A 13,170-nucleotide genomic window follows, 5' to 3' on the forward strand; every position below is an offset into this window, starting at 1 on the left:
GAAGCCGTAAACCGCGACCGATTTACCCATGACTGGTTTGTAGATTCCGTTCCTTTTGACAAATCTTGCCAAGTGTCCACAAGCGCCATGCGAAGCATCCTAGCGGCTGTACGCCAATTCACGCCGGCAAACCGCAGAGAATTGGAGCTTACATGGCCAGAGGGACTGCCATCAAGTGAACGTTTTGTGGACCTTGTAAAGAGTGAGGCCCGTGCCATAGAGGATGAACGGAACTCGGAAAATGGCGCCGATGTACGCATCGCAAATATGTTGCTAAAAAGCAGTTCCGTGACCATCGAGTCGATTTGCGACGCGCTGTCCGCTTTTCGCGATACTCGGAAGCGATTGTTGACGAGCTCTCATTCTTGGATGAAAGAGGCCTTACGCGATATCTCGAGCAGCAGTTCATCCCTGTGGCGTGAACTTCTGCGCGCTATGCGAGACGTTATTCCGGCAATCGAGAAACACGTTGCGGTCGCGGACAACACCAACCTCGAATTCCCAGATGCTACTGACATGCGAACGTTGCTTGACGACGCTCGTACTCTGAACGAACACTTGGAGAATGGCGGCAGTTTGGGTTGGGGCATCTTTCGACCCAGGCTAGTGAAGGAGCGGTTGTACGTCGTTCAGTCTGTCAAGATAGGTGGGCGTCTTTGCTCCACCGGCGAACATTTCTCAACTCTTGCCGACGCGCTATATGTACGCATCGAATTCGAGAAAGCATGGGGATTTTGGAAAGGACGAAGTGAACAAATTCAAGGCCCATACACTCTCCAACTAGCAACCCTCAAAGCGCTACGTGAAGCGCTCGAAAGTGCCTTGGCTCTGGAAGAACTCATTGCCCAATCCCGTGAAACGCTGAGACAATGTCCAGAACTGGGCGAGCCCGTATGGACCGACGAAATCCACCTTGATAGGGCGGTCTCATCATGTCGCCTCGCTTTAGCTCGTATCCGCAAACGGCTTGCCACAGAGGAAATACAGACTATCGAGACTGCGATTTCACGCAGGGCTGCTACAAACGATGCACATCCTGCAAGCAGTGATTTGCTAAAGGCCGTTCGCGGTCGCGACGGAGATGGATTTGCTCGTTGCGCAAATATGATTCAGGATTTGAACAGGCAACGAGAACTGCTTCAGCGGGTGGATAAAGATCTCTCTGAACTACGCCAATTGTTACCGAAGCTTACAAAGTCCTTGGAACACACTTGCACCGAACCCCACTGGGAGGAACGACTCCAACATATTGACGCTGCCTGGCAATGGGCGCAGGCACGCTATTGGATAGAAGACTACATTCGGCAGGAAGACGCACCGGCGCTCGCCAAGCGCGCAAAACAGATCGAGGAGGAAATCAACAGCGTCGTTGCCAAGCTCGCGGCACTTCATGCGTGGTCTTTCTGTTTTAAGCGAATGGAAGAGCCTCATCGCCGACACATGGAGGCCTGGTGCAAGTACGTCAATTCGCTGACCAAAACCGGCAAAGGCAAACGCGACTTTCGTAATCGTCAGGCAGCTCAGCAAAGCCTCAATAAGTGCAAAGATGCCGTTCCCGCATGGGTGATGCCTTTGCACCGCGTCTGGGACACGGTAGACCCAACGCCAGGCATGTTCGACGTAGTCATAGTTGATGAGGCTTCGCAGTGCGGGTTTGAAGCATTACCACTTCTTTATCTCGGGAAAAAGATCTTAATCGTCGGAGATGATAAACAGATCAGTCCCGGTGGAGAGTTTCAGGATGCTACGCCAATAAGCAAATTGTTGGACGAATATTTATATGATTTCAGCTTTAAAGAATACTTCGATATCAACGTTAGCCTTTTTGAACATGGAAAACTCCGCTATGGAACTCGACGTATTACGTTGCGGGAGCACTTCCGCTGCATGCCGGAAATCATTCGTTTCAGCAACGATCTTTGCTACTCGGACACACCACTGATTCCCTTAAGGCAGTATGGCCCGAATCGGCTACCACCGTTGGAGCACGTTTTTGTGGACGGTGGATATCGCGAAGGGTCGCATAACAGGACGATTAACCGCCCAGAAGCCGAGACGATCGTCGAAAAGATCGCCCAACTGTGCGAAGACAGCCGGTACGACGGCAAGACAATAGGAGTAGTGGTGCTTCAAGGTGAGGCACAAGCGGCATTGATTGAGCATCGATTGCTTGAGCGATTGGGCGCTGAGGAGATAGAGCGGCGGCGCCTGGTCTGCGGCAATCCCTACAACTTCCAGGGCGACGAGCGCGATATTATACTCCTGTCGCTAGTCGCGGCCACCAACGAAAGAATTGGCTCTCTCTCCAAAGCCCCGGATGAAAGACGCTTCAATGTTGCAACCAGCCGTGCTCGCGATCAGATGATTCTCTTCCATTCAGTGACATGTAACGACCTCAGCGCGACTTGCCTTCGGCGGCGATTGCTGGAGTTTTTTGAAAATAAGCAGCCACGACAAATTGCCGGACTGGAGAGAAACGAACTTGAACGGCGAGCAGCACAGGACAATCGGCGCCTTGTGAATCCTCCCCCACCATTCGAAAGTTGGTTCGAAGTTGACGTTGCCCTTGCACTCCTGCGCAAAAACTTCACGGTGCTTCCCCAATACGAATTCGCAGGTAGGCATATTGACCTCGTCGTTGAAGGCGGGCGGGCGCGCTTGGCTGTGGAGTGCGATGGCGACCAGTGGCACGGGGCAGACCGCTACGAGGCCGACATGCAACGCCAGCGACAGTTAGAGCGATGCGGTTGGGAATTCTTCCGTGTAAGAGAAGCAGCTTTTTATGCCAACAAAGAGAACGCGCTTGCAGGGTTATGGGGAGCGTTGGAAGAAAGAGGCATTTCCCCGAACATACCTGATAGGGAGCCAGCCCATGAAGAGAATTCAGAAAAAGGGGATTGGGGCACATCGCAAATGGATAATGCTGCAAATGACGATTGCCTAGACGACGAAGATAACTTTCCATCGGAGAGTCCAAGCACTGACTTCACGCCATCTGGCCGGAAATCCGAAGACATAACCCCAGGGGAAATACAAGAAGCTATTATTCAGGCTCTAGGTAAGTGCCCCAATCAGTCTTGCACCTTACATTCGCTTACCGCTCGCGTCCTTAAAGAGCTCGGCGTGTCAACGCGTGGGAAGCCCCGTGAAGCATTTGAGAAGCGAACCATGCGCTCCGTCAGCATCCTTGAGACGCGTGGCCGCATTGAGACTTACAAAGCAAAAAATCGAAGGTTGAGGCTTCTCTAACAGGAAACGACATGCGCCAATGAAATGGGGTCAGGTTTGCAATCACATATTTTCCAATGCGCGGCGGATCACTCCTTCCCCTTCCCCTTCCACCTCATTCAGTCTCGTTGCCCGATTGACTCACTCGGCATGGAGGAGTAGGGTTTTCACCGCGCTCCCAACCAGCCTCGCCATTGGTCTTCAGATGTGATTGGGTGAGCGTGCGTACAGCTGTACGTCGACGAATCCACAACCTTCGAGGAGGGACACACCTATGTGGAGATCACTCGCAGCCACCGCCGCGCTCACCGTTACACTGACTCTCCCCGCTCTTGTCGTGGCGCAAGAGGCGCCCGCCACTCAGAAATCGCTGCCTGAACAACTCGTCGACGCCTTCAACGGCGTGTTCGGTGTCCATCCTGGAATGCGCGCCAATCACCCGAAAGGCGTCGCCCTGGAAGGCACGTTCACTCCTGCCGCTTCGGCGGCCTCGGTGAGCAAAGCCGCTCACCTGCAAAAGAAGAAGACTCCGGTTCCGGTCACAGTGCGGTTCTCCGCCGGATCAGGGCAGCCGAACGTTCCGGACACCAGCCAGATGCCGCGCGGTATGGCCGTTAAGTTTTCACTTCCCGACGGGTCCAAGACGGATCTCGTGGTCCTTTCGTTCAACGGATTTCCCGTGGCCACGGCGGAGGAGTTCAAGGACTTTCTGCTCGCGGTTGGGGCCAGCGGACCCGATGCTCCAAAACCCACAGCTATCGAGACGTTTCTGGGCGCCCATCCGGCTGCCAAACATTTCGTGGAGAGCCCGAAGCCACAACCGGTGAGTTACGCCACGCTGCCCTATTTCGGGATCAACTCCTTCAAGTTCACGAACGCGAAAGGCGCCGTCACATTCGGTCGTTATCAACTCCGACCCGTGGCGGGCGAGCACTTTCTCACCCAGGAACAATTGGCCACGGCGGAGCCCGATTATCTGACCACTGAGATACGTGAACGGGTGCGCCGAAGTCCCGCCAAGTTCAAACTAATGCTGCAGGTGGCGGAGAAAGACGACCAGATCGACGATCCCACGATCGTGTGGCCGGATACTCGCAAGCAGATCGAATTGGGCACGATCACCATCACCAAGGCCGTGGCGGACAGCCAAGCCGCCGAGAAGAAGTTATTCTTCATGCCGGGAGCATTGGTTCCCGGTATCGAAGCTGCCGATCCGATGATCGCTGCCCGTTCAGCGTCCTATATCGTGTCTCTGTCGCGACGAGCCCAGGCTCAATGACGCCAGAACAATAGCTGGATTGCGCCTGATGGTATCGCCACCCGGTTGCGGATCATGAACCGGGCGTGCTTTTAATCGCGAACGCGTGATTTCGGCTCCGCGCCGGGGAACCACTCGGTGTGCTGATCCCCTTGCCTGCCCAAATATGTCACGCGCGCGCCCTTCAGAAACGCAAAGTAGCCCTGCACTCCGGCTCGCATGGCCCGTTGTGAGAACTCACGAAACTGCTGCCCGTCCTGCTGACTATCCAGAATCGTCTGGCGCAATGCGGCCACATCAAAGTCCTTCGCGACAGCCGGCAACCCTTCGAAGGTCAGCGGAGCGACGACGCTTGCGGCGTTCGTCCCGTAGAATGTGAACTGCAGCAGGATGTAATCCACATGGTAGTACTCGACACCGGCCTGAATAAGATTCCGCACGATCTCCGGAAACGGCAGCGAGCCGGTGAGGCTGGCACGAGCGGCTTGAAGTACAAGGTCGGAATTCACGCGGCCTCCTTCTCAGAGCAAAAAAACTCTCCAAATCGGGTCAGGTCTTGCAATCACACATTCTCCCTACCGCCGTAGAAACTCACACCAGGCACAGTTATCTCGTCCTTGCCCGGTTCATTTTCCAAACGAGAACGGCAGCAACTATCGTGAGCGGCACCAGGAGCAAGAGCCCGATTGAGAGGCTGTATACGGGCGCGCCGAGCAAGCCGGAGTTTCGGGAATCGTGATAATCGACCCCGTTGGCAGCGATAAACGAGGCGACCAGCAAGCCGACAGACGAAACGACCACCACGCGCAGGAGCCACCACCAGCCGCCCCCTCCCGGCAGATAGGACGTCAAAAATGTGAGGGGAATCCCGGCCAACGGAATCGCAAGCCAGAGTGTCTCGAGGAACTCGTTGCCTGCAGGTGTCGAAGGTTCATTCCCCGCCGCAACGAAATAGACCACAAGGCTGATGGCGATCCACAGTCCTTCGGGCCCAAGCAGTATAGAGACGACAGGCCGCATCACCACCTCGGGGCGGCACCCTGGCTCCGCGACGAGGACACTCGTCTAGCGTCGTCCGGCCTTCCGGAGCAACTCTTTCTTGCCGCGCGGCAGGTGAAAGTCGCACTGCAGCCGGCGGAAGAACTCCACTCCTTCCAGCCTTGCGAGGTCCGCCGGTATCGCGACTTCTTTCAACGACTGCCCTTTCATCGGCTCGATCCGGATATGCACCGGCTTTCCCTTGTGATCCTTACCGGGGATGAGCACGCCTCCCCCCAGGATCGCACCCTTCTTATCTGTCAACACATGCATGGTCCGTTTGGCTTTCACTGGCGACCTCCTTCGGAACGTCTATACGTTGCCCCCGCCTTGAATCGTAAAATGGGCCAATTCCTCCCCGATGTTCGTCACGGTCACCGAATAGACGATGGGGCTTGGCGAACCGGGATGCAAGCGAATGGGCTTCTTCTCTTTGGTGTGCTGGCTGACCATGAGCCGCACCGGATTGATCCCGACGCCGTCGGCCATAATCCATTGTGCACCGAAATCATGCCCGCCCCATTCCGCCTCGTTCACCAGGCCCCCGAGGGCGATATGAACACGCGTGGATTGACCGGGCGCCAGCCAGAAATCTCCGACCTGATTAAATGCCATAAAGCACCTCCCTCCAAGAGTTCGGGCGCATTATAGCGAACGGGTATGCGCAGGGGAATCCGAATTCCCGTCGGACATGATCGTTCCGACTCTGCAGCGATCTTCCGTCATTGGGAACGTCGCGAAGTAGCCTCGTCGTGAGGCCTCCGACTATAATGAGGTCGCGGAAAGTCCCGTGAGGAAAGACAGCGCATGGATATCATCTCGCATGGTCTCTGGGGAGCGTTCGCGTTTGGACGTCGCAACCGCACAAGCTTCTCCCTCGCCTTTGCGATTGGGATGGCGCCGGATCTGTTCTCGTTCGGCATCCTGTGGGTGGCGGCCACACTGGGTCTGTCGCCGACGCCTGATTTCAGTCACGGCACACCGCCGGAATCCACCATTCCGCCCTACGTTCATTATCTCTACAATGTCACCCATAGTTTCGTGCTGTTTCTCGCCGTCTTTGCCTTGCTCTGGCTCTGGACGAAGCGGCCGGTCTGGGAACTCGGCGCCTGGGGCTTGCACGTGTTGGTCGACATTCCCACCCATTCCTTCGCCTTCTTTCCAACGCCCTTTCTCTGGCCTCTCTCTGATTGGAAATTCGACGGGTGGCAGTGGAATCAGTCAGCCATTCTCATCCCGAACTTCACGGTGCTGTTCCTGCTCTATGCCTGGTTCCTCCTGCAGCAGGGACGTCCCGCCCTCAGGCCAGAACGGGTGCGCGAGTGAACTGACCTGATTCCGATCCCACGTCCCAGCCAGCCATTTCCCTCCTTCGCATCGACCACAGATCCGCAGACCGAACCTCTCGCTCGCACTCATTTCGCCGGACTGGAATGACGTGGTGCAAGCGCTCTCGACGATCTCAGATGTAGAGCGGGTAAGGCAGTATCAGAAGCTGATCGAGCTGGAACTGCTCAAGATGAACACGTTCGTCGCCGCTGAAATGACGCCCAACCTGTGAGCTGCCGGTGTGACGATGCCCGGACTCATGATGCGAGTGCTGAAGGACGCCCGGACGAGACATCCCGAGAACGCGCAGCGGACGATTGCGGGGCCCCACCGATGAAGCGCTAGGCCGGAGTCGGGTCCGCCTGGGACGGCTTACGACGCCGTCTGGCAGCCACGAGGTGCGCACCGAGCACACTCATCCCAAAAGCCGTCACAAGGAGGGCCGGCCATACTAAGGACTTCAGCCAACCGGAGCTTGAGATGGTTGCGGGCCACAACCAGGCCACCCAGGGTAACGCCGACCCCACGAGGGAGAACGCCGCATGAATCGGAGGCAGGCGGAAGAGCCACACGAGGAGCGCTCCCGATAGCGCATACACAGGAGGCAGGAAAAGCAGGAGAACAAACACGCCGTTAAACATGGCCGCGAAACTGAGAAAAAACCAGAGGAAGCCTGTCAGAAACCCGGCGAACATTCCCACGCCTGTCCGCCCGCCCCGCTGGTGCCGGCTGTCCATGGGCACAGTGTAGCTCCGGACCGGAAGAGCACCAAGGAGTTTTACGTTCGACGCCTATTTCTTCGCATGCGCGCGGCCTGACTGTTTCGTTCATCCCGTGCCTTCGACACTTCGCGCCAGGCAGCGGCTGCCGGCGAGGCCCTGGAGGGAGGCTTTGGCTACCGCATCGAAGCACGTCCGCCGTGCGACCTGACCGATCCTTCGACGTCCATCACCACATTATGCACGGCGAGTTCCTGCAAACAGGACTCCAACGCCCCTCCAGCGCCAATGCGGGAACCTTGCCTCTCTGCCTGAGCAGAGACGTCTTGCACGACTGTAGCGGTTTCACTAAGATCCGCCCATGACGCCACCGTCCCTACCTCTCCCGCATGACCATCCAGAACGGCCGTCGACTCACGGTGCACCCGCCCCCCATCCCGATGCGCCTCGGCCGAGCGAGGCAGAACTTGATCGATTTTTCGAGCTGTCATTGGACATGCTCTGCATTGCGAACGCGGAGAGCTATTTCACTCGCCTGAGTCCCGCGTTCACGCGCACATTGGGCTGGAGCCTCGAGGAATTGATGAGTCGACCGTTCCTCGACTTCGTCCATCCCGACGACCGGGCCAACACGCTCCAAGAGGTCGAGCGTCAGATCGGCAGGGGCGAACCGGTCCTGGAATTTCAGAACCGCTATCAGCACAAAGACGGCTCCTGGCGATTGCTGTCGTGGAAGTCCTCCCCGCACCCGGATGGCAGGCTCTATGCCATCGCGCGAGACGTCACCGACCGTGAGCTGGCAGCGCAGGCGTTACGACGGTCCCATGAAGAGTTAGAGCGGCGCGTGCAGGAGCGCACGGCAGAACTCCAGCAGCGCAATCGTGATTTGGAAACCTTGCTGTACGTGAGCTCTCACGATCTGCGTGAGCCCCTGCGCTCGATCTCGAACTTCTCGCAACTGGTACGCGAACGATACGGCACCTGCCTGGACGCAAAGGGCCTCGATTACATCGATCGCGTGATTCGGGCGGCACAACGGATGTATCAGCTCATGGAGGATCTGCTCACACTCTCGAGGGCACAACGCATGGAGATGCCCTACGAAGAGGTCCGTGGCGAGGACTTGGTCAAGGCAGCATGGGCACAACTCGATGAGACGATTCGACGCACGAGAGCACGCATCCAGGTGGCCACCGACTTTCCCTCGTTCCGCGTCAATAAAACCTGGGTCACGCAAGCGCTCTACAATTTAATTGGGAATGCGTTGAAGTTTCATCGGGCCGGCGAGGCCCCTGAGATCGACCTGGCCCCTTACAGCCTCATGGAGGGCTCCGACCACAGGGTCGGCCTCGTGGTGCGGGACCGGGGGATCGGGGTTGAACCGGAACAGGCACAGCGGATCTTCCATCTGTTTTACCGGGCGGTGGGGCGCGAGGTGCACGGCACCGGCGCGGGACTGGCCATTGTCCAACAAGTTGCGCATCGGCATGGAGGCCGGGCCTGGGTGCAACCACGGGAAGGCGGCGGATCTGAATTTGTGCTGCTGTTCGGCAGCCACTCGACCATCGACACCAAGCCTACGTAATGCACACCAAATCGGGGTCAGGTCTTGCAATCACACATTCCCCGGCGCACCGCAGGCCACTCCTCCCCCTTCCACCTCATTCGGTCTCGTTCCCCGATCGACTCACTCGGCAGCTCGGCCTATGGTTTCCCCTGCTCGCCCGCCTCATCTCCCGGTCCATCCGCTGCTTGAACAACTTGTCGGCGCATGGTCCCGTCCCATTCGATCTGCTTGCGACTGTCCGGCTGCCTTATAGAACGGCAACGTAGCCCGGCACGAGTTCTGAAATTGGAGCATCGTCCTTTCTTGAAAGAAAAGAAATTTAATGAGGCGCCCATACCGTGTATAACGTTTTCCCGAGGACAGGGAACATCGGCTTCATTCACATCATACCCGGAGGAACCCGGCATGCCTGAGAACAATCACAGCAACGCTCCGCTGCCACCCCCGCACGTCCAATTGATACAGATGGCCATGGCCCACTGGGTCTCCCGCATTGCCTACGTCGCCGCCAAACTGGGATTGGCCGACCACCTCGCGAGCGGGCCGAAGACTGCCGACGACCTCGCCGGGCCCACGGGAACCCATGCCCCTTCGCTTTATCGCCTGATGCGGGCACTCACGAACCTCAATATCCTCACCGAGGACGCCACGCACCGCTTTGCCTTAACGCCGCTCGGGGAGGCGCTCAAGACCGGCGCGCCGGGATCGGCACGGCCTTCGATCCTGACACTGGCCAGCGACTGGATGTCGCGAGGCTGGGAGCAATTGCTCTATTCGGTGCAGACCGGGGGCTGTGGATTTGAGCAATCGCTGGGGATGCCCCTGTTCGACTGGCTGGCCAAGCATCCCGAGGATGCGTCGTTGTTCAGCGAAACGATGATGGGGTTTCATGGCGCGGAGCCGGCAGCCATCACCGCCGCCTACGATTTTTCCGGCTTATCGACCCTGATCGACGTGGGCGGGGCCACGGGACATCTCCTGACGACGATTCTCACCGGCAATCCCGCATCACGCGGCATCCTCTACGACCTGCCTCATGTGGTTCGCGACGCACCGGCGCTGATTCAGGCCAGGGGCCTGGCTGACCGCGTGACGATCGAGGCCGGTAGTTTTTTTGATCGTGTGCCGGGCGGGGGCGATGCCTATCTGCTGTCGCACATCATCCACGATTGGACCGAGTCGCAATGCCTCACCATTCTCGGCCACTGCCGCCGCGCGATGACACCCGGCAGCCGCTTGTTGATCATCGAGATGGTGCTGCCGTCCGACAACGCTCCGCATCCGGGTAAGATGCTCGATATGATGATGCTCGTGGGTCCGGGCGGACAGGAACGCACGGAATCTGAGTACCGTGAGCTGCTCGGCAAAGCCGGATTCCGTCTCACCCGGCTCGTGCCGACGGACACAGCCGTGAGCGTCGTCGAAGCGGTGCTCGCATAAAGTCACATCTGACGTGAGCGAAGAGCACGGCGGCAGACAGGGCTCCCTCCGTACTCCTGGCGCTTTCTCGACTCAGGACGTCCCCGCCGGCTCAGTCGATGATGCGACTGGCCCGCAGGTCGCCCGGCTGATTGGGCAGCAGCATGATGCAGTTCGGGTTGAACCCCTGCGCCTTCAGCGTGTCGATGTTCCCCAAAACCTTATCCGCCTTCAAGTCGATCACTGTGATGGACCCATCGTTCATGCCGTCCAGATTGAGGAAGCTGTTCTGGACGAACAGGTAGCGCTCGTCCGGCGACAGGACGCTGTGGTGCGCACCGCCCGCGGCGGCGATCGTCTTGAGAAACTTCGGTTGCCGGGGATCGCTGTTGTCGTACAGATTGACGAAACCCGGTTTGGCCGTCGTGACGAACAGGCGGTCCCCCTTGGCGTTGTAGAGCATTTCGAGCGGCATGCCCTGCTGCCGGGAGCCAAAGTCATCGGCCTGATGGAACGAAAAGGTTCTGCTTGCCGGGTCCCACACCCCGGCCCACAACGTTCCTTCGAGCATATTGGTGATATGCACGACAGGAGGATTCGCATTGGGACTGAACATCACTTCCACGGGAGCGGCTTTTGCCGGAGATGGTTTCGACGAGACCTTGTGCGTTGAGAGCACCTTGCCGCTGGCGGCCTCCAGCACCGTGATCGAATCACCCGCATCGGACATATCCGGCTTGACGGTACTGGTCACGAGCAGGCGATCGATGCCGTTGTGAATCGCAATGCCGTGCGGATACTGAATCGTCGCCAGGGACGGCTTCGCGGCGCTGACCGTTTTGATCGGCGTATCGAGGAGCGCGTCCCCCATGATGACGTTGTCCGAGCCCATGCAGGTCAGGTACCAGGTCCGGTTATCTTCCGACACGGCGAGATCCTCCCCCATCTGACAGTCCGGCACGTCGATCGCCTGAAGCCGATAGGGAAACGTCCTGAGATTCACGACATGCAGAATGCTTTTCCCCAGCGCCGTGATATAGGCTTTGCTCCGATCGCGATTGAAGAAAATATGGTGCGCCACGAGATCGGGCGGCAGTGGAATCTCCATCAGAATCTTCCCGAAGTTCCCGGACTCGGGATCGATGTCCATGATGGCAATCCCCTCCCGTCTCACCGGCTGGTCCGGCTTACTCTCATAGTTGAGCAGGGCCAGGATTTCCGCCGATGCGAGGGTGGAGCACGAAAGCAACAACCCCAGGGTGAACGCGAACAATTTATATGGTTTCATGGTGGCCTCCTTTTCGATTGTCGAAATTGGACTCACTTTGGCTGAGTACGTTGTCCAGGCGTATGCACGGCCGGCTCTCTCGGCCCGCCGCCCCCCTCACATTCACTTCATCGCATGGGTGCCATGCGTGATGGCCCCGCCTGCGCGCAAGGCCGCTGCCACGAGCACCGATTCGGCGATCTCCGGGTCCGACGCGCCATACTCTCTTGCCTTGTTCGTATGCAGTTCGATGCAGTAGGGACATTGCGTGGTGAACGCCACGGCCATGGCCATCAATTCCTTGTACTTCACCGGAATCGCGCCGGCTGCCAGCGCGGCCTTGTCGAAGGCCACGAATGCCTTCATGGCCTCGGGGGCGTGCGTCCCCAGATCCTTCATCTTTTCCAGATTCGTCATGTCATACAGGCTCGTCGTCTGATCCATCTCGGTTGTGGTCGCGTTCGTCATGATGCATCTCCTTTGTATGGGCAATCGAGGCTCACGCCCGAATGCCGATAACTTCTAAATATTCGCCGTACACCGTCGTGCAGTCCGGCCCCGCTTGATTGTGCGCTGTCCAGAGCGCTTCCAGATCCCGGCGCAAGTGCGCTTGCCCCTCGGCGTCGAGGGACGCAAAGGCCCGGTTGGTCGGTCCATAGTAGAGACGGAAGAATTCCACCACCTCTGATGGAGGAAATGGATAGCTGAACAGATACTGACGCCTGATCAGGCTGAGCGTGGACAATCCGTGACCAAGGCGTTCTTGAACCGTAGCTTCATTCCCCCAGAGCACCGGCGACGGCATACCCGACGGCCCGATGAATTTCGCGACGTTCTTGAACATCTGTCCGACGAACCCCTCCGCCGTCCAGTTGGCCATCGCGAGGGTTCCCCCTGGTGTACACACCCGCAACAATTCCTGCGCCACCAGATCAGGACGCGGAGCAAACATCGCGCCGATCAGACTCACCACGACGTCGAAACTGGCCGCCTCAAACGGCAGCGCTTCGGCATCGGCGACTTCGAATCGGGCAGTCACCCCTTCGGCCCGAGCCCGCGCTTGCGCCCGCTCGACCCAATTGGCGGCGATGTCCACCCCCGTCACCTCCACCCCATCCTTGGCGGCCAACAACGCGAGTTGGCCCGAGCCGCATCCCACATCCAGCAACCGGCATCCCGGCGCGATCTGGAGACGTTCGTAAAACTCCCTGGCGCCGCCCTCCATGTATCGTGAGAATCGATCGTAGTCCCCTGCTGTCCAAATGGTATTGAGACGGGTTTTTAGACCGTCCATTTCCGGCACCACCGTGTTCGTCGTCATGGCCTCCTCCTTCCCGTGTGTGTT

Annotated in this window: 15 protein-coding genes; 6 read left to right on the forward strand and 9 right to left on the reverse strand. The window is 58.2% G+C overall.

The window, feature by feature from the left end:
- Positions 1-186: 186 nt before the first annotated feature.
- The gene (locus NSND_RS04265) at positions 187-3,249 is read left to right on the forward strand and encodes an AAA domain-containing protein (protein WP_235000160.1); all 3,063 of its coding nucleotides are present in this window, start codon (positions 187-189) and stop codon (positions 3,247-3,249) included.
- A 253-nt stretch (positions 3,250-3,502) separates the two neighbouring features.
- The gene (locus tag NSND_RS04270) at positions 3,503-4,507 is read left to right on the forward strand and encodes a catalase family peroxidase (RefSeq protein ID WP_080877768.1); all 1,005 of its coding nucleotides are present in this window, start codon (positions 3,503-3,505) and stop codon (positions 4,505-4,507) included.
- Positions 4,508-4,578: 71 nt separating this feature from the next.
- Here the strand turns inward: NSND_RS04270 and NSND_RS04275 are convergent, their stop codons facing one another.
- The 4 genes from NSND_RS04275 to NSND_RS04290 form a co-directional block, all read right to left on the reverse strand.
- Positions 4,579-4,995 carry a DUF1398 family protein gene (locus tag NSND_RS04275; protein WP_080877769.1) on the reverse strand — a complete coding sequence of 139 codons (417 nt, stop codon included), beginning with the start codon at positions 4,993-4,995 and terminating at the stop codon, positions 4,579-4,581.
- A 97-nt stretch (positions 4,996-5,092) separates the two neighbouring features.
- Positions 5,093-5,506, reverse strand: coding sequence for a hypothetical protein (locus tag NSND_RS04280; RefSeq protein WP_080877770.1), 414 nt, complete (start codon positions 5,504-5,506; stop codon positions 5,093-5,095).
- Positions 5,507-5,551: 45 nt separating this feature from the next.
- Positions 5,552-5,815: a hypothetical protein gene (locus NSND_RS04285; protein ID WP_080877771.1), complete on the reverse strand. Its 264-nt coding sequence runs from the start codon at positions 5,813-5,815 to the stop codon at positions 5,552-5,554.
- Positions 5,816-5,836: 21 nt separating this feature from the next.
- Positions 5,837-6,139: a hypothetical protein gene (locus NSND_RS04290; RefSeq protein ID WP_013249313.1), complete on the reverse strand. Its 303-nt coding sequence runs from the start codon at positions 6,137-6,139 to the stop codon at positions 5,837-5,839.
- A 192-nt stretch (positions 6,140-6,331) separates the two neighbouring features.
- Between NSND_RS04290 and NSND_RS04295 the strand changes: the two genes are divergently transcribed.
- Both NSND_RS04295 and NSND_RS21805 read left to right on the forward strand, forming a co-directional pair.
- Complete coding sequence (locus NSND_RS04295) at positions 6,332-6,850, forward strand: hypothetical protein (RefSeq protein ID WP_080877772.1); 519 nt, start codon at positions 6,332-6,334, stop codon at positions 6,848-6,850.
- 112 nt (positions 6,851-6,962) lie between these two features.
- On the forward strand, positions 6,963-7,085 hold the full coding sequence (locus NSND_RS21805) for a hypothetical protein (RefSeq protein WP_255373841.1): 123 nt from the start codon (positions 6,963-6,965) through the stop codon (positions 7,083-7,085).
- Positions 7,086-7,194: 109 nt separating this feature from the next.
- On the opposite strand, the gene NSND_RS04300 is transcribed toward NSND_RS21805, so the two are convergent.
- Both NSND_RS04300 and NSND_RS21615 read right to left on the reverse strand, forming a co-directional pair.
- Positions 7,195-7,590 carry a hypothetical protein gene (locus NSND_RS04300; RefSeq protein ID WP_080877773.1) on the reverse strand — a complete coding sequence of 132 codons (396 nt, stop codon included), beginning with the start codon at positions 7,588-7,590 and terminating at the stop codon, positions 7,195-7,197.
- 158 nt (positions 7,591-7,748) lie between these two features.
- Positions 7,749-8,063 carry a hypothetical protein gene (locus tag NSND_RS21615; protein WP_235000161.1) on the reverse strand — a complete coding sequence of 105 codons (315 nt, stop codon included), beginning with the start codon at positions 8,061-8,063 and terminating at the stop codon, positions 7,749-7,751.
- Positions 8,064-8,068: 5 nt separating this feature from the next.
- On the opposite strand from NSND_RS21615, the gene NSND_RS04305 reads away from it, so the two are divergent.
- Complete coding sequence (locus tag NSND_RS04305) at positions 8,069-9,157, forward strand: sensor histidine kinase (RefSeq protein WP_235000162.1); 1,089 nt, start codon at positions 8,069-8,071, stop codon at positions 9,155-9,157.
- A gap of 387 nt (positions 9,158-9,544) precedes the next feature.
- Positions 9,545-10,579, forward strand: coding sequence for a methyltransferase (locus tag NSND_RS04310; protein ID WP_080877775.1), 1,035 nt, complete (start codon positions 9,545-9,547; stop codon positions 10,577-10,579).
- A gap of 91 nt (positions 10,580-10,670) precedes the next feature.
- Here NSND_RS04310 and NSND_RS04315 read toward each other — a convergent pair whose 3' ends face one another.
- From NSND_RS04315 to NSND_RS04325, 3 genes are all read right to left on the reverse strand, one after another.
- Positions 10,671-11,846: a YncE family protein gene (locus NSND_RS04315; RefSeq protein ID WP_080877776.1), complete on the reverse strand. Its 1,176-nt coding sequence runs from the start codon at positions 11,844-11,846 to the stop codon at positions 10,671-10,673.
- Positions 11,847-11,948: 102 nt separating this feature from the next.
- Positions 11,949-12,293 carry a carboxymuconolactone decarboxylase family protein gene (locus NSND_RS04320; RefSeq protein ID WP_080877777.1) on the reverse strand — a complete coding sequence of 115 codons (345 nt, stop codon included), beginning with the start codon at positions 12,291-12,293 and terminating at the stop codon, positions 11,949-11,951.
- A 31-nt stretch (positions 12,294-12,324) separates the two neighbouring features.
- On the reverse strand, positions 12,325-13,146 hold the full coding sequence (locus NSND_RS04325) for a class I SAM-dependent methyltransferase (protein WP_080877778.1): 822 nt from the start codon (positions 13,144-13,146) through the stop codon (positions 12,325-12,327).
- Positions 13,147-13,170 lie beyond the last annotated feature (24 nt).

Origin of the sequence: Nitrospira sp. ND1 (genome assembly GCF_900170025.1) — a bacterium.
Taxonomy (GTDB): Bacteria; Nitrospirota; Nitrospiria; order Nitrospirales; family Nitrospiraceae; genus Nitrospira_A.